This window comes from Geodermatophilus marinus, assembly GCF_003428645.1.
Taxonomy (GTDB): domain Bacteria; phylum Actinomycetota; class Actinomycetes; order Mycobacteriales; family Geodermatophilaceae; genus Geodermatophilus.
The window spans coordinates 190,333-215,532 of the sequence record NZ_QVQH01000001.1; the positions used below are offsets into that span (position 1 = coordinate 190,333).

25 protein-coding genes are annotated in these 25,200 nt (G+C 76.1%); 13 read left to right on the top strand and 12 right to left on the bottom strand.

From position 1 onward, the window contains the following. The first annotated feature begins 102 nt into the window (after window positions 1-102). Together D0Z06_RS00925 and D0Z06_RS26825 are read left to right on the top strand one after the other, a co-directional pair. Window positions 103-312: a hypervirulence associated TUDOR domain-containing protein gene (locus D0Z06_RS00925; RefSeq protein ID WP_117375501.1), complete on the top strand. Its 210-nt coding sequence runs from the start codon at window positions 103-105 to the stop codon at window positions 310-312. Between the two features lie 25 nt (window positions 313-337). Continuing rightward, window positions 338-769, top strand: coding sequence for a DUF2795 domain-containing protein (locus D0Z06_RS26825; RefSeq protein WP_117375502.1), 432 nt, complete (start codon window positions 338-340; stop codon window positions 767-769). An 11-nt stretch (window positions 770-780) separates the two neighbouring features. Here the strand turns inward: D0Z06_RS26825 and D0Z06_RS00935 are convergent, their stop codons facing one another. Beyond that, window positions 781-1,809, bottom strand: coding sequence for a coiled-coil domain-containing protein (locus tag D0Z06_RS00935; protein WP_117375503.1), 1,029 nt, complete (start codon window positions 1,807-1,809; stop codon window positions 781-783). A gap of 170 nt (window positions 1,810-1,979) precedes the next feature. Here D0Z06_RS00935 and D0Z06_RS00940 point away from each other — a divergent pair, with 170 nt between their 5' ends. Then, window positions 1,980-4,052 carry an LCP family protein gene (locus tag D0Z06_RS00940; RefSeq protein ID WP_117375504.1) on the top strand — a complete coding sequence of 691 codons (2,073 nt, stop codon included), beginning with the start codon at window positions 1,980-1,982 and terminating at the stop codon, window positions 4,050-4,052. Between the two features lie 152 nt (window positions 4,053-4,204). Here the strand turns inward: D0Z06_RS00940 and pstB are convergent, their stop codons facing one another. The 6 genes from pstB to D0Z06_RS00970 form a co-directional block, all read right to left on the bottom strand. Continuing rightward, window positions 4,205-4,984 (bottom strand): phosphate ABC transporter ATP-binding protein PstB, encoded by a 780-nt coding sequence (gene pstB / locus D0Z06_RS00945; protein ID WP_117375505.1) that lies wholly within the window; start codon window positions 4,982-4,984, stop codon window positions 4,205-4,207. Between the two features lie 32 nt (window positions 4,985-5,016). Next, entirely contained in the window at window positions 5,017-6,090 is a 1,074-nt protein-coding gene (gene pstA, locus D0Z06_RS00950; protein WP_117375506.1) for a phosphate ABC transporter permease PstA, read from the bottom strand. Next, window positions 6,090-7,040 (bottom strand): phosphate ABC transporter permease subunit PstC, encoded by a 951-nt coding sequence (gene pstC / locus D0Z06_RS00955; RefSeq protein ID WP_117375507.1) that lies wholly within the window; start codon window positions 7,038-7,040, stop codon window positions 6,090-6,092. Before pstC ends, pstA begins: the two co-directional genes overlap by 1 nt. Before the next feature lie 133 nt (window positions 7,041-7,173). Then, a complete protein-coding gene (pstS, locus tag D0Z06_RS00960) occupies window positions 7,174-8,298 on the bottom strand; it encodes a phosphate ABC transporter substrate-binding protein PstS (protein ID WP_117375508.1) in 1,125 nt (374 codons plus the stop codon). A gap of 261 nt (window positions 8,299-8,559) precedes the next feature. Next, entirely contained in the window at window positions 8,560-9,501 is a 942-nt protein-coding gene (gene mshD / locus D0Z06_RS00965; protein WP_117375763.1) for a mycothiol synthase, read from the bottom strand. Then, window positions 9,498-10,244 carry a winged helix-turn-helix transcriptional regulator gene (locus D0Z06_RS00970; protein WP_117375509.1) on the bottom strand — a complete coding sequence of 249 codons (747 nt, stop codon included), beginning with the start codon at window positions 10,242-10,244 and terminating at the stop codon, window positions 9,498-9,500. The genes mshD and D0Z06_RS00970 overlap by 4 nt, the downstream gene beginning before the upstream one ends. A gap of 194 nt (window positions 10,245-10,438) precedes the next feature. Between D0Z06_RS00970 and D0Z06_RS00975 the strand changes: the two genes are divergently transcribed. From D0Z06_RS00975 to D0Z06_RS00990, 5 genes are all read left to right on the top strand, one after another. Next, complete coding sequence (locus D0Z06_RS00975; RefSeq protein ID WP_117375510.1) at window positions 10,439-11,260, top strand: hypothetical protein; 822 nt, start codon at window positions 10,439-10,441, stop codon at window positions 11,258-11,260. Between the two features lie 2 nt (window positions 11,261-11,262). Continuing rightward, window positions 11,263-11,952, top strand: coding sequence for an LmeA family phospholipid-binding protein (locus D0Z06_RS00980; protein WP_117375764.1), 690 nt, complete (start codon window positions 11,263-11,265; stop codon window positions 11,950-11,952). A 60-nt stretch (window positions 11,953-12,012) separates the two neighbouring features. Continuing rightward, the gene (locus tag D0Z06_RS27025) at window positions 12,013-12,087 is read left to right on the top strand and encodes a putative leader peptide (protein ID WP_370453278.1); all 75 of its coding nucleotides are present in this window, start codon (window positions 12,013-12,015) and stop codon (window positions 12,085-12,087) included. 270 nt (window positions 12,088-12,357) lie between these two features. Beyond that, window positions 12,358-13,191 (top strand): sulfurtransferase, encoded by an 834-nt coding sequence (locus D0Z06_RS00985; RefSeq protein ID WP_117375511.1) that lies wholly within the window; start codon window positions 12,358-12,360, stop codon window positions 13,189-13,191. A gap of 2 nt (window positions 13,192-13,193) precedes the next feature. Next, on the top strand, window positions 13,194-13,487 hold the full coding sequence (locus D0Z06_RS00990) for a DUF1416 domain-containing protein (protein ID WP_117375512.1): 294 nt from the start codon (window positions 13,194-13,196) through the stop codon (window positions 13,485-13,487). Between the two features lie 71 nt (window positions 13,488-13,558). Here D0Z06_RS00990 and D0Z06_RS00995 read toward each other — a convergent pair whose 3' ends face one another. Then, window positions 13,559-14,797 (bottom strand): PP2C family protein-serine/threonine phosphatase, encoded by a 1,239-nt coding sequence (locus D0Z06_RS00995; RefSeq protein WP_233517373.1) that lies wholly within the window; start codon window positions 14,795-14,797, stop codon window positions 13,559-13,561. 88 nt (window positions 14,798-14,885) lie between these two features. Further along, window positions 14,886-15,590, bottom strand: a complete 705-nt coding sequence (locus D0Z06_RS01000; RefSeq protein WP_117375513.1) for a TetR/AcrR family transcriptional regulator — start codon at window positions 15,588-15,590, stop codon at window positions 14,886-14,888. Window positions 15,591-15,726: 136 nt separating this feature from the next. Between D0Z06_RS01000 and D0Z06_RS01005 the strand changes: the two genes are divergently transcribed. From D0Z06_RS01005 to D0Z06_RS01015, 3 genes are all read left to right on the top strand, one after another. Beyond that, complete coding sequence (locus D0Z06_RS01005) at window positions 15,727-16,689, top strand: NAD-dependent epimerase/dehydratase family protein (protein WP_117375514.1); 963 nt, start codon at window positions 15,727-15,729, stop codon at window positions 16,687-16,689. A gap of 127 nt (window positions 16,690-16,816) precedes the next feature. Beyond that, complete coding sequence (locus D0Z06_RS01010; protein ID WP_117375515.1) at window positions 16,817-17,350, top strand: heme-binding beta-barrel domain-containing protein; 534 nt, start codon at window positions 16,817-16,819, stop codon at window positions 17,348-17,350. After that, window positions 17,347-19,044 (top strand): DUF885 domain-containing protein, encoded by a 1,698-nt coding sequence (locus D0Z06_RS01015; RefSeq protein ID WP_117375516.1) that lies wholly within the window; start codon window positions 17,347-17,349, stop codon window positions 19,042-19,044. Before D0Z06_RS01010 ends, D0Z06_RS01015 begins: the two co-directional genes overlap by 4 nt. A gap of 8 nt (window positions 19,045-19,052) precedes the next feature. On the opposite strand, the gene D0Z06_RS01020 is transcribed toward D0Z06_RS01015, so the two are convergent. Then, window positions 19,053-19,646, bottom strand: coding sequence for a hypothetical protein (locus D0Z06_RS01020; RefSeq protein WP_147331964.1), 594 nt, complete (start codon window positions 19,644-19,646; stop codon window positions 19,053-19,055). Between the two features lie 104 nt (window positions 19,647-19,750). Here D0Z06_RS01020 and D0Z06_RS01025 point away from each other — a divergent pair, with 104 nt between their 5' ends. Beyond that, on the top strand, window positions 19,751-22,039 hold the full coding sequence (locus D0Z06_RS01025) for an MMPL family transporter (protein WP_117375518.1): 2,289 nt from the start codon (window positions 19,751-19,753) through the stop codon (window positions 22,037-22,039). Further along, window positions 22,036-22,758 carry an LmeA family phospholipid-binding protein gene (locus D0Z06_RS01030; RefSeq protein WP_158579846.1) on the top strand — a complete coding sequence of 241 codons (723 nt, stop codon included), beginning with the start codon at window positions 22,036-22,038 and terminating at the stop codon, window positions 22,756-22,758. Before D0Z06_RS01025 ends, D0Z06_RS01030 begins: the two co-directional genes overlap by 4 nt. A gap of 18 nt (window positions 22,759-22,776) precedes the next feature. On the opposite strand, the gene D0Z06_RS01035 is transcribed toward D0Z06_RS01030, so the two are convergent. Beyond that, entirely contained in the window at window positions 22,777-23,490 is a 714-nt protein-coding gene (locus tag D0Z06_RS01035; RefSeq protein ID WP_117375520.1) for a hypothetical protein, read from the bottom strand. A gap of 309 nt (window positions 23,491-23,799) precedes the next feature. After that, on the bottom strand, window positions 23,800-25,188 hold the full coding sequence (gene nhaA / locus D0Z06_RS01040) for a Na+/H+ antiporter NhaA (RefSeq protein ID WP_117375521.1): 1,389 nt from the start codon (window positions 25,186-25,188) through the stop codon (window positions 23,800-23,802). Window positions 25,189-25,200: the final 12 nt, after the last annotated feature.

A 25,200-nucleotide genomic window follows, 5' to 3' on the forward strand; every position in this document is an offset into this window, starting at 1 on the left:
CACTGCCCGAACGGGTGACCATGCGCCACGGACGGGGACATGTGTGCCTCCGGGTCGCTGCGGGCACGGGCAGGGGACCACGAGCGAACGGGAGCGCGAGCGATGGCCGACGACCTGAAGAAGGGTGACGACGTCACCTGGAAGAGCCACGGCGAGACGGTCGAGGGCACCGTCACGCGCAAGATCACCGAGGACACCGAGGCGGCCGGCCGCACCGTGCGCGCCAGCAAGGACGAGCCGCAGTACGAGGTGGAGAGCGAGAAGTCGGGCAACACGGCGGTGCACAAGCCCGGCGCCCTCCACGAGAAGTGACACCCCGACGAGGAGGAGGACGACCGTGAGCGAGACCGGGGACCAGTTCGCCGGCACGTCCGCGCGCAGCACCAAGCACAACCCGCGGCTGGACGAGGAGCTGGAGCACGAGGTCCAGGGGATGCTGAAGGCCGAACGGTCCACCCGCGCCGAGGAGTGGCGCGAGGTCGAGCCGGTCGCCGAGGGGGATCCCGACATCGACGCGGACCCGGCCGGGACGCTGGTCGGGGGCACGCCCACGGGCATGGACGCCGACGCCGTCGTCGTCCGGGCCGAGCTGGCCCGCTGGCTGGACCGGGCCGACTTCCCGAGCACCGGTCCGGACCTGGTCGAGGCCGCCCTGGACCACCGTGCCCCGGACGCCGTCGTGGACGAGCTGCGCCGGCTGCCCGAGGGGGAGCGCTACGAGCGCGTGGGCGACGTCGTCCGGGCGCTCGGCTACCCGACGGAGACCTGACGCGAGGGCGGTCAGGGGCTCACGGGCTCCTGACCGTTCCCGCTCGCCCGCTCCTCGGCCTCGGCGATCTCCTCGGCACCGCGACGGCGGAACAGCCGTGACCCCGGGAACCCCTTGATCACGTGCCGGACGTCCTCCATGGTGTCCAGCAGGTCGTGGATGTCGGCGCCGACGTTGCCCATCGACCGCAGGATCGGCAGGACGTCCTCGTCGAGGTGCGCCGCGAGCTGCGGCAGCCGGTCGACCAGCGTGACCAGCGCCTCGGCCTCCTCGGGCGAGACCGACGCCACCAGGCGGCGCACCGTGGGGGACAGCGCCAGCAGCGGCTCCTCGTAGGTGTCGACCAGCGGGGTGACCCGCCCCAGCAGCTCCTCGGCGGTGCCGACGGCGCCGTCCGCGCGGGCGAGCGTCGCCCCGGTCGCGGCCACCGCGGCGTCCGCGCGCTGCTGGGTGCTCGCGACGGCGGCGACGGCCTGGTCGGCGCGTTGCTGGGTGCCGGCCACGGCGGCGACGGCCTGGTCGGCGCGCTGCTGGGTGCCGGCCACGGCGGCGACGGCCTGGTCGGCGCGCTGCTGGGTGCCGGCCACGGCGGCGACGGCTTCGTCGGCGCGCTGCTGGGTGCTCGCGACGGCGGCGACGGCTTCGTCGGCGCGTTGCTGGGTGCCGGCCACGGCGGCCACGGCCGCGTCGGCCCGCTGCCGCGTGGTCTCGACCCCGAGGATCTCCGCGTCCGCACGGCGGCGGGTCGCCTCGACCCCCAGGATCTCCGCGTCCGCACGGCGGCGGGTCGCCTCGACCCCCAGGATCTCCGCGTCGGCGCGCTGCCGGGTCTCGTCCACCCGCTCGACCAGCTCGTCGGCACGCGTGGCGATGCGGTCGAGGTGGTCGACCGCGGCCGTCACCCGATCGGCCAGGTCCTCCAGCCGCCCGACGAGCGCTGCGACGCGGGGCACCAGCGCCAGCGCCTCACCGACCCCGTCCCGCAGCCCGCCCACCGCGGAGAGGACGTCGGACGGACCGGGCACCGAGGGGAGTCTCACCCCGCGAACGCTACGCAGACCGCCGCCCGTGCGCGCCTCGCTCGCGCGTCCCCTCCCGCGAAGCGACATGTCGGCCGTATCGTTGGGTACAGCCACGATCACGCGGCGCAACGGTGGGTGCGGTCGCGCCGGGACACGGCGCGGGTCACGAGGATGGGAAGACGACGCCGGTGGGGCACGAGCGGACGCGGGACGAGGGGCGCAGCCGCCTGGTGGGTGCCACCCGCGCCCGGCGCCGCCCGGCGGCCCAGCCACCGCGGGGCGGCGGCCCCGCCCGCGAGTCGGTCACCGTCGAGCAGCTGGTCGCCCGCCAGGGTGGCGAGGTGGGCCGCCGCCGGGCCGCGCGCACCGGCGAGGTGCCCATCCCCCTCGCGCCGGGCGAGCAGCCGCCCGCGCACCGGCGCGGCCTGCCTCCCGTCCCGGGTGCGGCCGGGCCCGTTCCCGGCCCGCCCCCCGACCAGCCGCCGTCCGGCCGCCCCGCGCAGCCCGGCGACAGCGGGGTCGTGTCGCGCGGCCTGCCACCCGTCCCGGGTGCGGCGCCGACCGGCGGCCCGGAGCGGCCCGCCGACGCCGTCCCGCCGCACGCCGGGTTGCCGCCGGTACCCGCGTCCGCCCGCGCGTCCGTACCGCTGTTCCCGCCGCTGGGCAGCGAGCAGCCCGGCCACCGGCCCTCCCGGCCGGTCGCGCCGCTGCCGCCCATCCCGGGGCGCGACCTCCCGCCCGCCGGGGCCACCCGGCTCACCCCGCCGGGGCCGCGCGAGCGCCGCGCCGCCCGCCGCGCGTCCCGGAGCCCGGCCCGGAGGCGCCTCGTCCGCGCCGCCTCCGCGCTGCTCGTCCTCGTCGGCGTGGTCCTGACCTACCACCTCGGGCTGTACTTCTACGTCGACCAGGGCATGCGCCGGGTCGCCGCGTTGGCCCCCGCCGGACCGGAGGTGCTCGCCCCCCAGCTGCAGGCAGGGGCGCAGACCTACCTGGTCGTCGGCACGGGCGTCCCGGGCGGGGAGGGCCCCGCCGCGGTGACGGCCCTGGTCGCCCACGTACCCGCCGACCAGGAGTCCGCGGTGCTGGTCAGCCTGCCCCCGGCCGCGCTGGTCGACACCCCCGCCTGCGTCCAGGAGGACGGCGGCCTGCGCGAGCCGGCCACCGAGGCCGTCGCCACCGCGCTGCTCGACGGTGGGCCGGCCTGCCTCGTGCGCGCGGTGCAGCAGCTCTCCGGGCTGCGGGTCGACCACTACCTCGGCGTGGACCTGGCCCGGGTCCCGGGCATGGTCGACGCGCTCGGCGGCATCTCCCTCTGCGTGCCCACCCCGTCGGGGGCGGAGGGGAGCGCGGCCGCCCCGGTGCCTGCCGGGACGTCCGAGCTGACCGGCGAGCAGGTGGCCGGCTACCTGCAGCCCGGTGACGCCGCGGACGCCACGGGCGCCGCCGTCGCCCAGCGCACCCAGCTCCTGCTGACCGCCACGCTGCTCGCCGCCGCGTCGGTGGACACGCTGCGCGACCCGGTGGCGCTCACCCGCTTCTCCCTCCGCGCCACCGGCGCCCTCACCGTCGACCAGGACACCAACCTCGGCGACCTGCGGACCCTCGCCGGCACCCTCGGCGACCTGACCGGGGACGCCGTGCAGCGCACCCACCTGCCCGTGGCGCGGGCGGACCACGTGCCGGCCGGCGGGGAGCAGCCCGTCGTGGTGCTCGACGGTGCGGCCACCCGGACGCTGTTCGAGACCGTCATCGACAGCGGCCGGTTGCCCGCCGAGCTCGCCGTCCCCCCGGCGGACGCCGCCGCGCCGGCCCCGGCCGCCGAGCCGGCCCCGGAGGCCGCGGCACCGGCCGCCGAGCCCGCTCCGGGGGCGCCCACCGTCCCGCCGGGGCAGATCACCGTCGACGTCCTCAACGGCACCGCGACCGGCGGGCTGGCCGCCACCGCGGCCGAGCAGCTGCGCGCCCAGGGGTTCGTGGTCGGCGCGGTCGGCAACGAGCCGGGCGCGCCGACCGGCACCCTGGTCCGGTACGCGCCCGAGGCGGCCGAGCAGGCCCGCACCGTGGCGGCCGCCGTCCCCGGGGCGACGCTGCAGGGGGGAGCGCCCGCCGGCAGCGCCGTGCAGCTGGTGCTGGGGCCCGGCTACGACGGCGTCGTCCCCGTGACCGTCGCGCCCCCGCCCGTCGCCGCACCCGCGCCCGAGACCACCGCCGCCGCGCCGGAGACCTCCCCGGCGGCGAGCGCCGGACCCGTCCGCTGCTGACTGTGGGTGGTCGGCCCGCGCCCGTCTCGCGGTGATCATGGGCATCCGGCACGGGGACACGCCGGTGCGGGCGCGTCCTGCCGCGAGTCCTCCCTGATCACCGGGAGATGGGCCCGCAGGCGCCGGCCGACCCCGTCAGGGGCCGGCGGGGCTCACCCGAAGCGGCCGGAGATGTAGTCCTCGGTGGCCTTCTGGTCCGGGTTGCTGAAGATCTTCTCGGTGGGGTTGAACTCGATCAGCCGGCCCGGCTGGCCCACCCCGTTGAGGTTGAAGAAGCCGGTGGACTCGCTGACCCGCGCGGCCTGCTGCATGTTGTGCGTGACGATGACGATCGTGTAGCGCTCCTTGAGCTCCGTCATCAGGTCCTCGATCGCCAGCGTCGAGATCGGGTCCAGCGCCGAGCAGGGCTCGTCCATGAGCAGGACGTCCGGCTCGACCGCGATCGCCCGGGCGATGCACAGCCGCTGCTGCTGGCCACCGGAGAGGCCCGACCCCGGCCGGTCGAGCCGGTCCTTGACCTCCTCCCACAGGTTGGCCCCCCGCAGCGACCGCTCGACGAGCTCGTCCAGGTCGGACTTCTTCATCCGCCGCGCGTTGAGCCGCATCCCCGCGGCGACGTTCTCGTAGATCGACATCGTGGGGAACGGGTTGGGCCGCTGGAAGACCATGCCGATCTGGCGGCGGACGTCGACCGGGTCGGCGTCGGCGCCGTAGAGGTCGTGGCCGTCCATCACGACCTTGCCCTCGACGCGGGCGCCCGGGATGACCTCGTGCATCCGGTTGAGCGTCCGCAGGAAGGTCGACTTCCCGCACCCGGAGGGGCCGATCAGGGCGGTGATGCTGCGCGGCTCGATGGAGACGTTCACACCTTCCACGGCGAGGAAGTTGCCGTAGTAGATGTTGAGGTCCGAGACGTCGATGCGCTTGGCCACGAAGGTGGTCCTCTCTGGTCGGTGCTGGGACGTCAGCGGCCGGTCTTGGGGGCGAAGAAGCGGCTGATCAGGCGGGCGACCACGTTGAGGCCCATGACCAGCATGATGAGCAGGAGCGCTGCCGTCCAGGCCCGGTCGATCGCGTACTCCGGCGGCACGCCCGGCTGGGTGAGCTGGTAGTAGGCGTAGACCGGCAGGGTCGCCATGCGGCCGTCGAACGGGTCGAAGTTCGTGGCGTTGGTGATACCCACGGTCACCAGCAGCGGTGCGGTCTCGCCGACGACGCGGGCGATCGCCAGGGTGACCCCGGTGCCGAGGCCGGCGATGGCCGTCGGGATGACGACCTTGACGATCGTCCGCCACTTCGGGACGCCCAGGGCGTAGGCGGCCTCGCGGAGCTCGTTCGGGACGAGCTTGAGCACCTCCTCGGCCGAGCGCACCACCACCGGGATCATCAGCACCGACAGCGCGACGGCGCCCATGATGCCCAGCCGGACGCCCGGACCGAAGAACAGCACGAACAGGGCGTAGGCGAAGAGACCGGCGACGATCGACGGGATGCCGGTCATGACGTCGACGAAGAACGTGATGGCCCGCTTGAGCCGGCCGCGGGCGTACTCGACCAGGTAGATGGCGGTCATCAGCCCGATCGGCACCGAGATCAGGGTGGTGAGCGCGGTGATGATCAGCGTGCCGAAGATGGCGTGGTAGGCGCCGCCGCCCTCGCCGATGATGCCGACCAGCGAGGAGCCGAAGAACTCGCCGTCGAACCGGACGATGCCCCGGCCCACGACCTCCCAGACCAGCGCCACGAGCGGGACCATCGCGATCCCGAACGCGCTGGTGACGACGGCGGTCACCAGCCGGTCGGTGGCCTTGCGGCGGCCCTCGGTCACCCGCGAGGCGAGGTAGAGCGCCAGCGTCCCCAGGACGACGGCGTAGACGACGAACAGCGCGATGTTGAAGTCGCCGAGGAGCTCGAGCCCCGCGGCGACGGCGGCGGCACCCGCGAAGCAGGCCCAGGGCGCCCATCGGGGCAGCCGGCCGGCGGCCGGCTCCACCGCGTCGGCGGCGGTGCTGACCGGCGTGGGGGTCTGGGTGGCCATCAGTTGGCTCCGGAGAAGTCGGCGCGACGGTTGACGATCCAGCGGGCGAGCATGTTCACCACGAGGGTGATCACGAAGAGGGCCAGGCCGCTGGCGATGAGGGTGTTGACCGCGATGCCGGTCGACTCCGGGAACTGCAGGGCGATGTTCGCCGCGATCGTCGCCGGGTTGCCGCTGCTGATCAGGTTGAACGTGATGCCACCGGAGACCGACAGCACCAGGGTGACGGCGAGGGTCTCGCCGAGCGCGCGGCCCAGCCCGAGCATCGAGCCACCGATGATGCCGCTCTTGCCGTAGGGGATGACGGCCATCTTGATCATCTCCCAGCGGGTGGCGCCGAGGGCCAGCGCCGCCTCCTTGTGCAGCGTGGGCACCTGGAGGAAGACCTCGCGGGAGATGGCGCTGATGATCGGCAGGATCATGATCGCCAGGACCAGGCCTGCGGTGAGCATGGTGCGGCCGGTGGCCGACGTCGGCCCGGCGAAGAACGGGATGAACCCGAGGTTGTCCTCCAGCCACCGGTAGAAGGGCACCATCTTGGGCGCCAGCCAGGAGATGCCCCAGAAGCCGTAGACGATGCTGGGGATCGCCGCGAGCAGGTCGACGAGGTAGCCGAGGCCCTGGGCCAGCCGCCGCGGCGCGAAGTGCGTGATGAACAGCGCGATGGCCACCGCCAGGGGCGTGGCCACGACCAGCGCGATGAGGGCGGCCAGCAGGGTGCCGAAGACGAGCGGGGCGATGTAGGCGGTCAGGCCCTCGCCGCCGGGGATCTCCTCGGCGGGGGCGGTGATCGCCGGGACGGCCTCCGCGACCAGGAAGGCCGCGACGCCGGCCAGGATGACGAGGATGAGGATGCCGGCGCCCCGGGCGCTGCCGGCGAACACCCGGTCACCGAGGCGGCGGACCGGCCTGGTGGGGCCGGGCGGGGACGGGGTCCGGGTGGCGGTCACCGTTGCTCCGAGGGTCGTGGGCCGGGTGCGGCGGGGAGGTGCGGGGGTGTGCGGTGCAGCATGCCCGTCTCCGGGCGGGACAACGGCCCGGGACGCCCTTCGGCATCCCGGGCCGTTGCCGGTGTCGCAGGGATCACCCGGCGTTGATCGCGTCGATCGCCGTCCGGGCCTGCTCGCGCAGGGTGTCGGAGATCGGCGCGGAGCCGGCGGCGTCGGCCGCGGCCTGCTGCCCCTCCTCGCTGACCACGAAGCCCATGAAGTCCGCGACCAGGTCCGCGGTCTCCTGCTCGTCGTAGGTGACGCAGCCGATGTGGTAGCTCACCTGGACGATCGGGTAGTTCCCCGACTCGGTGGTGTCCCGGCGGATGTCGATGGCGTAGTCGTACTCGCCCCGGCCCTCGACCCGCTCGGAGTTCTCGACGACCGCGGCCGCGGCCTCCGGGGTGGGCTGCACGAACTCCTCACCCACGCCGATCGCGGCGATGCCGAGGTCGCCCGCCTGGCTGGGGTCGGCGTAGCCGATGGTGCCGTTGCCGGCGCCCACCGCCTGGACGACGCCCGAGGTGCCCTGGCCGGCCTCGCCGCCCGGGACGGGCCAGTCGCCGCTGACCTCGTAGGTCCAGACGTCGGGGGCGGCCGCGGCCAGGTACTCGGCGAAGTTCTCGGTGGTGCCCGACTCGTCGGACCGGTTCACCGGGGTGATCGGCAGGTCGGGCAGCTGGACGTCGGGGTTCGCCTCGGCGATCGCCGGGTCGTTCCAGTTGGTGATCTGCTGGGCGAAGATGCCCGCGACCACCTCCGGGGGCAGGTTGAGGGAGTCGACCCCCTCGACGTTGTGGACGACCGCGATCGGGGCGATGTAGTTCGGCAGCTCGAAGACCTGGCCGTCGCCCGCGCAGCGCTCCTCGGCCGCGGTGAGCTCCTCCTCGTCGAGGTAGGCGTCGGAGCCGGCGAAGTCGGTGCCGCCCGCGACGAACTGCTCGCGGCCACCGCCGGAGCCGACCGGGTCGTAGTTCACCGTGACGTCCGGCTGGACGCTCGAGTAGGCCGCGGTCCAGCCCTGCATGGCCGCCTGCTGGCTGCTCGCGCCCGCGCCGACGAGGGTGCCGCTGAGCTGCTCGCCGGCCTCGCCGCCCCCTGCGGTGCCGCCCTCGGCGGCGTCGCTCTCCTCGTTCGCGGCGCCGCACGCAGCGAGGGCGAGGGTGCCGGCGAGCGCCAGGGAGAGGGTCGCGGCGCGCGTCTTGGTCCCGAGGTTCAACTCGATGCCTTTCGACAGGGTGCCCGGGCGTGCATCGCCGGGCAGCGGGAAACCGACGAGCGCCGACGCTAGGGAGCCGAGGTGGACGCCCCCGGTGGAGCGGGTGAACGACCGGTGAACGCCTGTTGTGGTGCTGCCGACCTCTCCCGGTACACCGGGCGAGGGGACGGTGAACAGCCCGCGAGTCCGGTTCCGGTCACGAGCAGGTCACGGTGAGATGGGTGGTTGGGGTGACGTGCGCGACGCCCGCCCGGGGACGGCTCAGCCGGCGGGACGCCGCCACGAGACGTCGACCGCGTGCCGGCGGAACCCGCTGCGCTCGTAGAGGGCGACCGCCGCGGCGTTGTCCTCCTCGACGTAGAGCAGGACGGAGGTCACGCCCCGCGAGGCCAGGTGGGCCAGCCCGAGGTCGGTGAGGGCGCGCCCCAGCCCGCCGCCCTGCGCCTCCGGGTCGATGCCGAGGACGTAGACCTCGCCGACCGCCTCCGGTCCCTCGTCCCCGGGCGGGTGCACCTTCGTCCAGTGGTACCCGAGCAGCCGCCCGCCGGCGCCCGGCTCGCCGCGCCACGCGAGCAGGAAGCCCTCGGGGTCGAACCACGGTTCGCCCTCGCGCACGCGGAGGTCCTCGATCGTCCAGCCGCCCTGCTCCGGGTGGGTGGCGAAGGCCCGGGCGTTGACGGCCAGCCAGGCCTCCTCGTCGCGGCCCGCGCGGAAGGGCTCGACGCGGACCCCCTCCGGGACCCGCGGCCGGCGCGCGGCGTCGGCACCGTCCAGCGGTCGGCGCATCTGCAGGAGCACGCGGGCGCGCTCGTACCCCCGGGGGCGGACCAGCTCGGCCGAGCCGGGGAGGTCGCCGTGCGCCCACACCCGCAGCGGCCGCGACCCGGCCAGCTCCTCCAGCCGGGTCAGCAGCGCCCGCCCGACGCCCCGGCGCCGCCGGTCCGGGGCCACGACGAGCTCGGCCGCGGCGTCCCCCGTGCCGTCGCCGCCCTCGAAGCGGGCGTAGCCGGCGGGCGCGCCGTCGTCGTCCCGGAGCAGCAGGTCCCGGCCGCCGGGCGGCCCGCCGTGCTGGAGGCGCAGCTCGGTCTCCTCGGAGACCGGCCGCACGCCGTCGGCCGCGGCGGCCGCCCGGAGCAGGGCGAGGACGTCGGCGACGCCGGCCGGGTCGAGCCGGCCGGCGTCACCGGGGGAGGACGAGGTCAGGGCCGGCCTCGGACCAGCTCGGTGTCGGCGGCCTCGGCCCGCGCGGCCGCGGCGGTGGCGTCGGCCACCTGCTGGTCCAGCTTGTAGCCGACGTTGCGCACGGTGCCGATGAGCGCCTCGTGCTCGGTGCCGAGCTTGGCCCGCAGCCGGCGGACGTGGACGTCGACGGTGCGGGTGCCGCCGAAGTAGTCGTAGCCCCAGATCTCCTGGAGCAGCTGCGCCCGGGAGAAGACCCGGCCGGGGTGCTGGGCCAGGTACTTGAGCAGCTCGAACTCCTTGTACGTGAGGTCGAGCGGGCGGCCGCGCAGCTTCGCCGAGTAGCTGTGCTCGTCGATCACGAGCTCGCCGGCCTGCGTGACCCCGCCGTCGGCGCCGTCGGCGGGGGTGCTGGCGGCCAGCCGGCGGGACGTGGCCCACTTCAGCCGGGCGTCGACCTCGGCGGGGCCGGCGGTGTCGAGCAGGACGTCGTCGACGCCCCAGTCCGCGGAGAGGGCGACCAGCCCGCCCTCGGAGAGCACCGCCACCAGGGCGGAGGCCACGCCGGTCGAGGACAGCAGCCCGCACAGCGTCCGGGCCTGGATCAGGTCGTGCCGCGCGTCGACGAGGACCACGTCCCCGGAGTCGCCGTCCAGCAGGCTCGACAGTTCGGGGGCCACCACGCGCACCTGGTGGCCGAGCAGCCCGAGGGCGGGCAGCACCTCGGTCGTGGCCTGGCGGGCGGCGGTCATGAGCACGAGTCGCATGTCGTCTCCTCGGGGGAGCCGGGGACGACCAGGTCGTCCGGGGGCCCACGACGGCGCTGTCGAGATACGGAAGGATAGCCGACGCGGCGTCGCGACCGTCCGTCGTCCCCGCGTGTGCGCTGCGTGGCGCCCCGGCAGGGGTCCGCCCGTGCGCCGTCCCGGCCCGACCGCCCGCCGTCTGCGACGATCGACCGATGACCGCCGCTGCGCTCGGGACCGGGCTGTCGGCCCGCGGGCACCAGCTGCCCGCCGCCGCGGCGGCCGCGGTCGCCACGGCGCTGCTGTGGGCGCTGCCGGAGCAGTCCGGCGCCGGTGGCCGGCTGGCGGCGGTGGCGGTCCTGCAGGTGGCCCTCTCCCTGGCCTGGGTGCCGGCCACCGGCGTGCACGGCGGGCGCGGCGCCCCGGTGCTGGGGGTGGCGGCGGCGCTCGGGGCCGACCTGCTGCTGGTCGTCCCGGAGGAGCCGGAGATCGGCGTGCTGCTGGCCGTGCCCGGTGCCGGGTTCCTGGCCGCCGCCCTGCACCAGATGCTGCGCCGCCCGCCGCGCCGGGAGGTGGTGGGCTCGCTGGCCGGCGTCCTGCTGCTGGTGTGCGCGGTCACCGCCCTGGCCCTGCTGCTGCGGCTCGAGCCCACCGGCGAGGGGTCCCCGGCGGTCACGACCGCGGTGCTGGTGGTGGGCGCGACGCTGGTCACGAGCGCCCTGGTCGACCTCGTCCTCCCCCGGCCCTCCCTGGCGCCCGGCGTGGCCCGCGGCGTGCCGGCGCTGGTGCTGTCCGTGCTCGCGGGGGCCGCGGTCGCCCTGCTCCGCGCCGGCGGCGGGGACCTGCTGGATGTCGTCACCGTCCTGCTGGCCGGCCTGCTCCTCGCCGGCGTCGCCGCGCTCGTCGGGCTCGTCGCCGACTACACCGTCGCCGGCGGGGCCCGGCGGACCTGGGCCGCGGCGGTGGTGCAGGCGGTGCTGCCCTTCGCCGCGGTGGCCCCGGTGGCCTTCTCCCTGGTGCTGCAGGGCGTGCTCTGACCGTGCGCGCGCTCGTGGTCGTGCTGCTGGGGCTCGCCGGGCTGGCCGTGCTGGGCGACCGCCTGGCCGAGTGGGTCGCCGAGCGGCAGGTCGCCCAGGTGGTGGCCGAGCGGGGCGGGCTGCCGGCGACCCCGGACGTCGAGATCGGCGGTTTCCCGTTCCTCACCCAGGCGCTGGGGGGCCGCTACGACGACGTGCGGGTCGTGGTCCGGTCCGCCGACGTCGGCCCCGGGGAGGTCACCGGCATCGACGTGACGCTGCGCGGCGTGCAGGTGCCGCTGTCCGACGTCCTCGGCGGCGTGGTGCAGGAGGTGCCCGTCGAGCGGGTCGACGGCACCGCCACGCTGTCCTACGACCTGCTCTCCGACGAGCTGGGCGAGGGCACCACCCTGGAGCAGGAGGGGGACGGGCTGCGGATCACCCGCACCGTCGAGCTGGCCGGTCAGGAGCTGCCGCTGACCGCCGTGGGCACGGTGTCGCTCGACGGGGACGAGCTGGTCGTGGACGTCGACGAGGCGTCGGGCGCGGGCGTCGACCTCCCCCGCGTGCTGGTCAACCGGGCCGGCGACCTGCTCGACCTGCGCTACCCCATCGAGGCGCTGCCGTTCGGGCTGGAGCTGACCGGCGTCCGCCCGGCGGCCGACGGCGTCGTCGTCACCGTGGTCGCCACGGACACGGTGCTCAGCGGCTGACCCTCCAGGCGGCCACGTCCGCCGCGGTGGGCCCGCCGGCGCATCGGTTAGGCTCGGTGCGTGGGCATCCTGCTGACCTCGCGCCGCGCAGTGGACCTGTGCCGCGTCGGCAGCTGCCTCTGTCCGGCCGGCTGAGGGCGAGCCCCGGCCCGCCCAGACGTGCCCCGACCGCCGTCCGGAGAGCCTCCGCCGATGTCCCCGCACCGCACCGGGCGCGCCGCGCCCGACCGGGCCCGCGGTGGCACGTCCCCCGGCCGGCGCACCGCCGACCCGTCCCGGCGAGCCGCCCCGGTGCCAGCGCACCGGTCCGCAGCGCCTGACCGGCGCCGCCCCGACGGCACCGCCTCATCAGCACCCCCGACCGCACCGCCCGACCGAACCGATCCGCAGGGAGGAACACCCCCCATGAGCCGCAACGACGTGCTCGTCTCCGCCGACTGGGCGCAGGAGCACATCGGCCAGCCCGGCCTGGTCTTCGTCGAGGTCGACGAGGACACCAGCGCCTACGACAAGGGCCACATCGAGGGCGCCGTGAAGCTGGACTGGAAGACCGACCTCCAGGACCCGCTGCGCCGTGACTTCGTGAGCAAGGAGCAGTTCGAGCAGCTCCTGTCGGCCAAGGGCATCGGCAACGACGACACCGTGGTGCTCTACGGCGGCAACAACAACTGGTTCGCCGCCTACGCCTACTGGTACTTCAAGCTCTACGGCCACGACCAGGTGAAGCTGGTCGACGGTGGCCGCAAGAAGTGGGAGCTCGACAGCCGGCCGCTGTCCGAGGACCCGGTCGAGCGCCCCGCCACCCAGTACGTCGCCAAGGAGCCCGACACCTCGATCCGCGCCTTCCGCGACGAGGTCGTCGCCGCCATCGGTGCCAAGAACCTGGTCGACGTCCGCTCGCCCGACGAGTTCGCCGGCAAGCTGGTCGCCCCGGCGCACCTGCCCCAGGAGGGCGCGCAGCGGCCCGGCCACATCCCGTCCGCGGTCAACGTGCCGTGGAGCAAGGCGGCCAACGAGGACGGCACCTTCAAGAGCGACGAGGAGCTGGCCGCGCTCTACGCCGACGCCGGGCTCGACACCGCCAAGGACACCATCGCCTACTGCCGGATCGGCGAGCGCTCGAGCCACACCTGGTTCGTGCTGCGCGAGCTGCTCGGCCACCAGAACGTCAAGAACTACGACGGCTCCTGGACCGAGTACGGCTCGCTGGTCGGCGTCCCGATCGAGAAGGGGGCCTGAGCATGTGCGGTGCCCCCAAGCAGGGCGGCGCCCTCGCCGGGGTGGACCTGACCACCCAGACGGTCATCCAGGGCTCGGTGTGGCACGACGGTGCCCCGGTCGCCGGCGCCTACGTCCGGCTGCTGGACGCCACCGACGAGTTCACCGCCGAGGTGGTGACCAGCCCGGAGGGCGAGTTCCGCTTCTTCGCCGCCCCCGGTGAGTGGAAGCTCCGCTCGCTGGCCCCCGTCGGCCGGGGGGAGCGGGTGCTCAGCGCCGACATCGGGCTCAACGAGACCACCGTCGCGATCGCCTGAGGCCGCCTCCTCCGCAGCGTCGCGGCAGCGCCCCCCTCGCCCAGGCGAGGGGGGCGCTGCCGCGTCCGGGATCACCCGGCCCCGGGCGGGAGGCGCTCGGGGCCGGCCTCCGGGTGGGCGCGGACGGCGACCAGCGCGACGTCGTCGGCGCCGTCACTCGGCACCAGGCGCGCCAGCAGCGTGTCGCAGAGCTCGTCGAGCGGGGCACCGCCCAGGTCGCGCAGGGCCGCGCGCAGCTCCGCGGTCCCCTGGTCCAGGTCGGCCCCCCGGCGCTCGACCAGGCCGTCGGTGAGCAGCAGCAGGGTGTGCTCGTCGGGCAGGTCGGCGGCGTGGTCGGTGCGGGGGGCGTCGGGGTCCACGCCGAGCATGAGCTCCGGCCGGGTCGCCAGCACGGTGCTGCTGCCGTCGGGGGCCAGCAGCAGCGGCGGCGGGTGGCCGGCGTTGCTCCAGCGCAGGACCCTGCGGCCGGCACCTGGCGCGTCCGGGTGGCGCTCGATGCGGGCCAGGACGGCGGTGGCCAGGCTGCTCACGCCCAGGCCCCGGGCGGTGCGCTCGGCCCGCCGGAGCGTGGCCGACGGGAGCGCGTCGTCGTCGTAGGCCAGGGTGCGCAGCAGGCCGCGCAGCTGCCCCATGGCGGCCGCCGCGGTGCTGTCGTGCCCGACGACGTCACCCACGACGAGCACGGTGGCGCCGTCGGGCTGCAGGAACGCGTCGTACCAGTCGCCCCCGACCTGGACCCCCCGCGTCGCCGGCCGGTAGCGCACCGCTACCTGCAGGTGGTCGGGCGCCGGGGGTGGGGTCAGCAGCGCCTGCTGCAGCCTGTCCGACAGCGCCCGCTCGGCGGCGGCCCGCTCCTCGAGGCGGCGCAGCTCGGCGGCCTGCCGGGCGGCGGCCAACCGCTCGGTGAGGTCCCGGAAGGAGACGACGACGCCGGTGACGGCGCCGTCCTCCACGGTCGGGACGGCGATCAGCTCGACCGGTACGGGCGTGCCGTCGCTGCGCCAGAACACCTCGGAGTCCGCCGCGACCGTGCGGCCCGTGGTGAGCGCCCGCCACACCGGGCAGTCCTCCCGGGCGTAGGGGGTGCCGTCGGGGCGGGTGTGGTGCATCAGCTCGTGCTGGTCGAGGCCGCGCTGCCGGGCGGCGGGGTGTCCGGTGATCCGCGCGGCCGCGGGGTTGACGAACTCCACGCGGCCGGCGGCGTCCAGGCCGTAGATGCCGTCGGCGACGTTGGCGAGCACCCGCTCGTAGCGCACGAGGGTCCGCGCGAGCTCCGCCTCGACCGAGCGGCGGGCCGCGAGGTCCTGCACCTTCCGGCCGACCAGTTCGTCGATCGCTCCGCCCTCCGCCCTCTCCCGTGCACCCGGACCACCCAGCCTGCCGCACCGGGTGGGCGGCTCACCCGGTGGGCGGCTGCGACCGGAGCCCGAGCAGGCCGGCGAGCTCGCCCATGGCGGCCTCGGCGAAGCGGTCGGCGTCCTCGACCGTGCCCACGAAGTGGCCGAAGAGCTCGAAGCTGATCGTCCCGTAGAGCGAGCTCCAGGCCAGCAGCGCCCGGACCCGGACGGTGTCGTCCAGGGCCGGGTGCTCGCCCCCCAGCACGCGGACCGCGTCGTCGCTGACAAGGGTGGGGTCGCGCGGCACGCCGGCGGGCTCGGGGAGCAGGCCGACGCGGGCGGCGTCCCCGAGCACCCGGCCCATCACCAGGCCGACCCGGGAGGCGGCCGGCACCGTGTCGCGAGGTGCCCGGTACCCGGGCACCGGCGAGCCGTAGAGCAACGCGTACTCGTGGGGATGGGCGCGGGCCCAGGCGCGCACCGCCCGGCACACGGCCATCCACCGCTCGTACGCGGGGGCCGCGGGGTCGTCCGCCGCCTCGGCGGCGGACCCCAGCCCGTCGTACCCGTCGACGATCAGCCGGGTCAGCAGCTCGTCGCGCCCGGCGAAGTAGCGGTACAGGGCGGAGGAGGCGACGCCCAGCTCCCGGGCCACCGCGCGCAGCGACAGGCCGGCGGCGCCCACCTCGGCGAGCTGGCGCCGGGCGGCCGCGGTGATCTCGGCGGTGAACTCGGCGCGCACGCGCTCCCGGACGGTAGGGGGCATGCCCCCAGGATGCCGCGTGTGAGCGGTGTACGCAAACGAGAGCAGCGCTCTTGACAAGAAGGGCCAGGGGCGCCAGTGTCCACGTCGTGAGAGCACTGCTCTCGAAACGGAACACCCGTCGCACCGAGGAGATCCCATGTCCCGCACCCCCGACCTGCACGTCGTCGTCGGCAAGGGCCCCGTCGGCAGCACCACCGCCGAGCTGCTCGCCGCCCGCGGCCACCGGGTCCGCGTGCTGTCCCGCAGCGGTGGGACCTCGACCGACCGCGTGGAGCACCGGTCGGTCGACGCCGCCGACGCCGGGGCGCTGACCGCGGCCGCACGTGGCGCCGCGGCGGTCTACAACGCCGTCAACCCCGCCTACTCCCGGTGGCCGACCGACTGGCCGCCGGTCGCGGCGGCGCTGCTCACCGCCGCCGAGCGCACGGGCGCCCGGCTGGTCACGATGGGCAACCTGTACGTCTACGGCCGCCCGTCCGGCCCGATGACCCCGGCCGGCCCGCTCGCCGCGACCGACGTCAAGGGCCGGGTCCGGCTGGCCATGTGGCGCGACGCGCTCGCCGCGCACGAGGCCGGCCGGGTGCGGGTCACCGAGGCCCGCGCCGCGGACTTCGTCGGCCCGCAGGTGCCGGCGGCGCACTCGCACCTGGTCCGCCAGCTCGACACCCTCCGGCGCGGGCGCCGCGCCTGGGTCGTCGGCGACCCCGACGTCCTGCGCAGCTGGGCCTACCTGCCCGACGTCGCCGCGACCCTGGTGACCCTCGGCACCGACGACCGCGCCCTCGGCCGCGCGTGGCACGTGCCCAGCGCGCCGCCCCGCTCGCAGCGGCAGGCGCTGACCGACCTGGCCGCGGTCATGTCCTCGCCCGCCCACCCCGTGCCCCCGGCGCGGGTCAGCGGGATCCCGTGGCCGGTGCTGCGCGCCGTCGGCCTGGCGGCGCCGGTGATGCGCGAGATCGTCGCCGTGCGGCACCAGTTCGACCAGGACTACGTCATCGACGCGGGGGAGACGACCGCCACCTTCGGGCTGACCCCCACGCCGTGGGAGCAGGTCGTCGCCGCGACCGCGGCCGCCACCGGGGCTCGGGTGCCCGCCTGAGGGAGGGCGGACCTACGGTGGGGCGCATGGTTGCAGCCTGGGTCCTCGTCGCCCTGACCGCGCTCGGCGCGCTCGGCAGCGGGTTCGCCGCCGCGCGCCTGGCCCGGCGGCCGCGCGGGGTGCGGCGGTGAGCGCCCCGACCGAGCTGCCGGTCCCGGACACCGTCGACGTCCGCTCCGGCCCCGACGTCCCCGACGCCCTGCTGGCCCTGCTGCCGCTGCTCGGCGAGTGGCACGGCGAGGGCCAGGCCGCCGGGGCGGGCGGTGACCACCGGTTCGGGCAGTGGATGCGGTTCAGCCACGACGGCCGCGGGTTCCTCGCCTACGAGGCGCGGTCCTGGCGGCTCACCGACGACGGGCAGGTCGTCGGCCCGGCCCACCGGGAGTCCGGGTTCTGGCGGCCCCGCGGCGCCGACGACGTGGAGCTGCTGGTCGCCGCGCCCGACGGCCTGGTCGAGATCTACGTGGGCCGGGCCCGGACGACGACCAGCTGGGAACTGGCCAGCGACGTGGTCGCCCGGACCCCGGAGGCCCCCGACGTGGCCCGCGCCGTCCGGCTGTACGGCATCGTCGACGGCGCGCTCATGTACGCCATCGACCGCGCCGGCACCGACCAGCCGCTGCGGCCCACCATGTCCGCCCGGCTGGAGCGGCTGCGGTGACCACCCCGGTCACCCCGCGCGGCCTCGCCGACCGGTACGTCGACGCCGTCTGCGACCTCGACCCGATCGTGGCGACCTCGCTGGGCACCCGCCCCGGTGACGACCGGCTGCCCGACCCCGGCCCGGCCGGACTCGAGGCCGAGGCCCGGCTGGCCCGGGACACCCTGGCCGACCTCGACCGCCTGCTGGCCGACGACCCCGCCCTGGTCGACGACCCGGTCGAGCGGCGCTGCGCCCGCCTCCTGCGCGAGCGGCTCGGCGCGGAGCTGGCCGCCCACGAGGCCGGGGAGGGGCTGCGCGCGCTGTCCAACCTCTTCAGCCCGGTGCACTCGATCCGCCAGGTCTTCATGCTCATGCCGACCGGGACGGAGGACGACTGGGCGGTCGTCGCGCGCCGCCTGGCGCGGGTCCCCGAGGCCTACCGCGGGTTCCGGGCGGCGCTCGAGGAGGGCGCGCGCCGCGGGCTGCTCGTGGCGCCGCGCCAGGTCGGGACCGTCGTCGGCCAGCTCGGCGTGTGGCTGCAGGGCCCCTTCTACGGCCGGTTCGCCGCGGCCGGGCCCGAGTCGCTGCGCGGTGAGCTCGACGCGGCGGCGGCCGCGGCCGACCAGGCGGTCGCCGACGTCCGCGACTTCCTGCGCGACCGCTACGCCCCCCGGGCCGAGGGGACGCCGGACGCCGTCGGCCGGGACCGCTACGCCCTGGCCGCCCGTCGCTGGACCGGCTCGGACCTGGGCCGGGACAGCGGGCTGGAGGAGGCCTACGCCTGGGGCTGGGCCGAGCACCAGCGGCTCCTGGCCGAGCAGCGGGCCGCGGCCGAGGAGGTCGTGCCCGGCGCCTCCCCCATGGAGGTGATGCGGTGGCTGGACGTCCACGGCGAGGCGGTCGAGGGCGTCGAGGCCGTCCGCGAGCGGCTGCAGGCGCTGATGGACCGCACGATCGAGGAGCTGGACGGGACGCACTTCGACCTGGCCGAGCCGGTCCGCCGGGTCGAGGCGGTGATCGCCCCGCCGGGCAGCGCCGCGGCGCCCTACTACACCCGGCCGGCCCAGGACTTCTCCCGGCCCGGCCGGACCTGGCTGCCCACCCTGGGCCGGGAGCGCTTCCCGCTCTGGGACCTGGTGAGCACCTGGTACCACGAGGGCGTCCCGGGCCACCACCTGCAGCTCGCCCAGTGGGTGCACGTCTCCGGGCAGCTGTCGACCTACCAGACCTCGCTGGGGTCGGTCGGTGCGAACGTCGAGGGCTGGGCCCTCTACGCCGAGCGGCTGATGGACGAGCTGGGCTACCTGACCGACCCCGGCACCCGGCTGGGCTACCTCGACGCGCAGCAGATGCGGGCCGTCCGGGTGATCGTGGACATCGGCATGCACCTGCGCCTGCCGGTGCCCGACGACGCCGGGGGCGCCGTCGCGGGCGCGCGGGGCGAGCCGTGGACGCCGGAGCTGGCCCGCGCCTTCTTCGGCGAGAACTGCGGCCGGGACCCGGCGTTCCTGGACAGCGAGCTGGTCCGCTACCTGGGGCTGCCCGGCCAGGCGATCAGCTACAAGCTCGGCGAGCGGGCCTGGCTCGAGGGCCGGGAGGCCGCGCGGCGGGCGCGGGGACCGGCCTTCGACCTGCGCGCCTGGCACATGGCGGCGCTGTCGCAGGGCTCGCTCGGTCTCGACGACCTGGCCGCGGAGCTCGCCGCCCTCTGACCCGCGGGTCAGTCCGCCGGGTCGCCGGACGACGCCGCGGCCGGGTCGTCCGGCGACGGCTGCCGGCCGCCGGACACCGCGGTGGTCACCTGGCAGGCCTCGAGGTCGGCCTCCAGCTGGGTCTGCACCGGCTGCAGGCGGCGCACCACCTCGTCGAGGCGGGCCGCGTCGAGGTCCATGGCCGCGCGGCCGAGGTCGTCGAGGGCGAGGTAGGCGTCCTGGGCGGCGTTGAGCGCCCCGAGGCAGGCGTTGTTCACCTGGAACCGCGCGCCGGGGCCGCCGGGCGGCAGGTCCCCGCCCGGCACCCCGCCGGACCCGGCCGACGAGGACGGCGGGACCGACGGCGCGGCCGGTTCCTGCAGCAGCGACGCCGCGAGCGCGCCGGCGACGAGCCCGACCACGAGGGCCACGGCCACGAGCAGGCCGGAGCGGGCCGCGCCCAGGACGCCGCGCCGGGGTGCCGCCCCGCCGCGCCCGGCCTCCGCCACCCCCGCGCGCCCGGCCTCTGCTGCCCCGCTGCGCTCGGCCTCTGCTGCCCCGCTGCGCTCGGCCTCTGCTGCCCCGCTGCGCTCGGCCTCTGCTGCCCCGCTGCGCTCGGCCATCGCCGCCCTCTCCCTGGATCCGGCAGGTCGAGCACTACCCGGGCGTGCAACGGGGTAGTCACCGCCGCGTGGTCCCGGGCGAGGACCACGACGGGAGGCCCGCGGTGCCCGCACGACCCGACCCAGCCCCGGCGGGCCGGCGTCGCGTGCGGCCCCTGCGCGCGGCCGGCCGGCTGCTGCGGGAGATCGTGGTGCGCGGCCGCTGGCTGGTCCTGGCCGCCTGGCTGGCCGGCGCCGTGTTCGCCACCGTCGCCCCGTCGTCCGGCGGCGGCGGGGCCAGCGGCGACATCGGGAGCCTGCTGCCGCCCGACAGCGAGGCGGTCGCCGTGCAGGAGCGCTCGGCCGACCTGTTCGCCGTGCCGGTGCTCTCCGACACCACCGTCGTCGTGCACGACCCCGACGGGCTGAGCCTGCTGACCCGCGCCGACGTCGCGCTCTGGGCGCTGGCGCACACCCAGGCCTACCTGGAGGGCGACGTCCCGCCGGGCACCGGCCAGATCATCGGCGCCGTCCCCCTGCCGACCGACACCGCGCAGACCGCGGCGACCTACCTCTACGCCTCCCCGCGGACGGGGCTGGAGGAGTCGACGGCGCTGGCGCGGCAGTACGCCACGCACTTCACCAACCAGCCCGGCGTGCAGACCTACGTGACCGGGGTGGTCCCCGCCCAGGTGGCCCAGGCCCACCACCTGGAGTCGCGGCTGCGCCTCTTCGAGATCGCCACCCTGCTGCTGATCACCGTCGTCGTCGCGATCACCTTCCGCTCCGTCGTCGCCCCCCTGGTGGTGCTGTTCACCGCGGGGCTCGGCTACCTGGTGTCGGTGCGGGTCCTCGACGCCGCGGCCGGCGCGCTCGGCTTCGCGCTGCCCGACGAGCTGCGCCCCCTGGTCGCCGCGCTGCTCATCGGCGTGGTCACCGACTACTGCGTGCTGTTCTTCTCCGGCTTCCGGCGGGCGCTCGGCCGCGGGCAGCACCGGCTGGACGCCGCCCGGTCCACGGTGCTCACCGAGGGGCCGATCGTGGCCGTCGCCGGGACCACCGTCGCCGCCGGCACCGCGGCGCTCCTGGTGGCCGACTTCCAGCTCTTCCGCGCCTTCGGGCCCGCGCTGGCGCTCACCGTCGTCGTCGGCGTGGCCGTCTCGCTGACCCTCGTCCCCGCCCTCATGGCGATCCTGGGCGTGCGGCTGTTCCGGGCGGTCGGGGGACGCGACCCGATGGCACCGGTCGGGCACGGGCCCAGCCGGAGCGCGCGCGCACTGGCCGCGGCCGTGGCCACGCGGACCGGAGCCGCGATCGGGCTGGTCCTCGGGGTCGCCGCCCTCGTCCTCGCCTCGCTGCCCCTCCTCGACATGCGCATCGACGTGTCCTTCACCAGCGAGCTGCCCGACGACGACCCGGTCAAGGTCGGCGCACGGGTGCTCGAGGAGTCCGGGGTGCGCGGCATCGTCGCGCCGACCGAGGTGCTCGTCGAGGGGGAGGGGGTCACCGCCGACCGGGCGGCGCTGGAGCGCTTCCAGGCCGCCCTGGGCCGCCAGGAGGGCGTGGCGACGGTGCTCGGCCCCGCCCAGAACCCGCTGGACGACGCGTACGGCCTGGTCCTCTCCACGAGCGGGGACGCCGCCCGCTTCGTCGTCGTCCTCGACAGCGACCCGCTGGGGGCGCCCGCCATCGCCGACGTGGGCCGGCTGCAGGAGCGGGTCGACGCCCTGGCCGCCGACGCCGGGCTCGGGGACGTCGCGGTCGGCGTGGGCGGCCAGACGGCGATCGCCGCCGAGCTGGCCGAGCTGACCCGTGCCAACCTGACCCGCATCCTGGTGGCCGCGCTGGTCATCGTCTTCGTGATCCTCGCCGTCTACCTGCGCGCGCTGATCGCCCCGCTCGCGCTGCTGGCCTGCAGCGCGCTCGGCGTGGCCGCGGCGCTGGGGCTGACCACGCTGGTGTTCCAGGGCCTGCTCGGCGACCCCGGGCTGATCTTCTTCGGCCCGTTCACCACCGCCGTGCTGCTGCTGGCGCTGGGGTCGGACTACAACGTCTTCGCGGTCGGGGCCATCTGGGACGAGGCCACCCGCCGGCCGCTGCGCCAGGCGATCACGGTGGCGATGCCGGCCACCGCCCGGGCGATCAGCGCGGCGGGCCTGATCCTGGCGGCCACCTTCGCGATGGTCGCGATCATCCCGCTGGGGCTGTTCCGGCAGGTGGCCTTCACCATGGCCGTGGGGCTGCTCATCGACACCTTCCTCATCCGGCCGGTGCTCACCCCGGCCGTCCTCACGCTCCTGGGCCCCGCGGCCGGGTGGCCCGGGCGGCGGATCCGGACCGACGAGCGCGCCGCCGACGCGCCGCCGCCCGCCGCTCCGGCGCCCGCCCCGGTGCCCGCCGGAGGGGTCGGGTGACCCGCGGCCGGGCGCGCGAGGCCACCGTGCTCGTGCTGGTGGCGCTCGTGGGCGCGGCCGCGCTGCTGTGGGGCGCCGACACGCTGGCCCGCCGGGCGGCCGAGGCGCTGCTGGTCGAGGAGGTGCAGCAGGCGACCGGCGTCGGCTCCCGCCCGGAGGTCCGGGTCGGCGGGGGGCCGTTCCTCCTGCAGGCGCTGCGCGGGCGCTTCGACTCCGTGCAGATCACCGTGCGGGGGCTGTCCAACGGGCCGCTGGTGATCGGGTCGACGACGGCCGAGCTCAGCGGCGTCCGCGTGCCGCTGCACGACCTGCTGCTGCAGGAGGTCGACGCGGTGGTCGTCGACGCGGCGGTGCAGGAGGCGCGGCTGGACTACGCCGACCTCGACCGGTACCTCCGGTTCACCGGGCGGCCGTTCCGGGTGGCCCCCGCCGGCGACGGGCAGGTCCGCCTGTCGGGGACCGTGCAGGCGCTGGGCGGCAGCTACGACGTCGCGGCCCGCGCCCGGCTCGGGGCCGAGGCGGGGGCGCTGGTCATCGAGCCCACCGCCGTGGAGACCGGGGCCTCGCCGGAGGGCACCGAGCTGCTCCTCGCCGAGCGGCTGTCGATCCTCGTCCCGCTCGACCCCCTGCCGTTCGGGCAGACGGTCACCGCGGTGCAGCCGGAGGAGGAGGCGCTCGTCGTCCGGACCGCGGCCGAGGGCGTGCTGCTGCGGCCCTGAGCCACCCGGCGGCCGGCGTCAGGCCGGCGGCGGGTTCACCCCGTCGGAGTCCGGGCCCACGGGGTCGCCGGGAGCGGCCGGCACCACCTCGAGGACGTCGTCGCCGAGCAGCTCGGCCACGCAGCCGGCACCCGCCGACACGTAGGTGCTCATGAGGTCGATGTCGGTGGCCACGCACCAGGCCCGGTCCGCCGGCCACCACAGGTTGGCGCTCTGCTCCGAGGGCTCGTCGGCGAGGTTGGCCGCCGCCGTCCCCACCGGCCCGCGGACCAGCCAGTACTCGCGGTGCGGCAGCACGAGCGTGGGTGCCTCGGCGGTGACGAAACCGAAGCCGTGCCAGAGGCCGAAGAAGCAGTCCCCGGGGGTGGTCGTGTGCCGGGCCAGAACGGCGGCCAGCCGGACGGCGACCGGCTCGGGCAGGTGACCGTCGGCGGGCGCGGCGTCCCACAGCGGCGGCTGGCTGTCGGCGCTCACGTAGTCCCAGGCGCCGGTGACGGCGGCCCACTGCATCCCGGGGTGGGCGACCCGGCCGTTGGCCGCGGCCACGGTGCTCCAGCGGACCGCGACGTCGTCGTCCCCCGCGTACCGGACGGCGGGGTGCAGCACCCGGGCGTGCGCCTCGAACGCGGGCGGCACCAGGGCGGCGACGGTGCCGGCCGGCCCGGCGAGCGTGCCGGAGAGCCAGGCGCCGGGGGAGACGTCCGCCTCGACGGGGCGCCCGGCGAACGGCACGGGACCTCCCCGGGAGACGGACAACCCCCGGGCCGCTCCGCGGCGCCTGTTCAGAGTCGCACGCGGGCCGACTGGACAACGGTCGGCAGCCCGGGGGTCGGGTGACTGTCCGGTTCTCGCTCGCCGCCGGTCGACGGACGGGCGATCATGCCGTCGTCCGGCTTCCACACCGGACGGGCGGCCCATCTGGACGGCGGCTAGCGGACAGCCACCTCACGAGTCCGATAAGCATGCAATTGTTCGGACCACCTCCTCTCCCGTGTACCTGCGACGGTACGTCCCGCGGGGGACCGGGGCAACGCGGTTGCGTCAGCCCTCGGCGGAATCGCGCACCGTGCGCCCGGGCGGGGGAGCGCCCTTCCAGTCCGGGTCGTGGTCGGCGACGTCGTCGACCATCTCGGTCTGGTAGACGTCCGGGATCCCGTCGTGGTTGCGGTCGACCTGCTCCTCCTCGAACATCCGCCGGTACCGGCGGTTGCGCAGCCGGAGGATGACCGTGGCCAGCAGGGCGGCCAGCAGCGTGCCGCCGAGGATGCCGACCTTGGCGTGGTCGTAGGTCTCGGACTCGATGCCGTAGGCCAGCTCGGTGATGAGCAGGGAGACGGTGAACCCGATCCCGCCGAGCAGGGCCAGCCCGACCACGTCGGGCCAGCCGAGGTTCTCGTCCAGCTCGGCGCGGGTGAATCGGGAGACCAGCCAGGTGGCCGCGGTGATGCCGATGGCCTTGCCGGCGACCAGGCCGACGATGATGCCGACGGCGACGCTGTCGGTGATCGACTCGGTGAGCCCGGCCAGCCCGCCGATGGTCACCCCGGCGGAGAAGAAGGCGAACACCGGGACGGCGACGCCCGCCGACAGCGGGCGGATGCGGTGCTCGAAGTGCTCGGCCAGGCCCGGGCCCGCGCCGGGGCCGCCGGCCGCCTCGCTGCGCACCACCGGGACGGTGAAGGCCAGCAGGACCCCGGCCACCGTGGCGTGCACCCCCGACTCGTGCACGAGCACCCAGGTGACGGCGGCCAGCGGGAGCAGCAGCCACCACGACCGGATCCGCTTCTGCACGAGGAAGCCGAACAGCGCCAGCGGGAGCAGCGCCAGCAGCAGCGGGACCACCGCCAGCGAGGCGGTGTAGAAGATGGCGATGACGATGATCGCCAGGAGGTCGTCGACCACCGCCAGGGTGAGCAGGAAGGTGCGCAACGCGCTGGGCAGGTGGGTGCTGATCACCGCGAGGACGGCGAGGGCGAAGGCGATGTCGGTCGCCGCCGGGATGGCCCAGCCGCGCAGCGCCCCCTCCGCGCCGCCGAGGTTGATGAGCACGAAGAACACGGCCGGGACGGCCATGCCGCCGATCGCGGCGGCCACCGGCAGGGCGGCCCGCCGGGGGTCGCGCAGGTCGCCGGCGACGAACTCGCGCTTGAGCTCCAGCCCCGCGACGAAGAAGAAGATGGCCAGCAGGCCGTCGGCGGCCCACGTGCCCAGCGACAGGTCCAGGTGCAGCGCCTCGGGCCCCACCTCGGTGTCGCGCAGCGCCTCGTAGCTCTCCGACCAGGGCGAGTTGGCCCAGGCGAGGGCGATGGCGGCCGCCACGAGCAGCAGCGCGCCGCCGACGGTCTCCCTGCGCAGGACCGAGGCGATCCGGCTGGCCTCGGTCCAGGAGCCCCGGCCGAACAGGCGCGGGGTGCGGGTGGGTGTGGTCATGGCGCGGCTCCA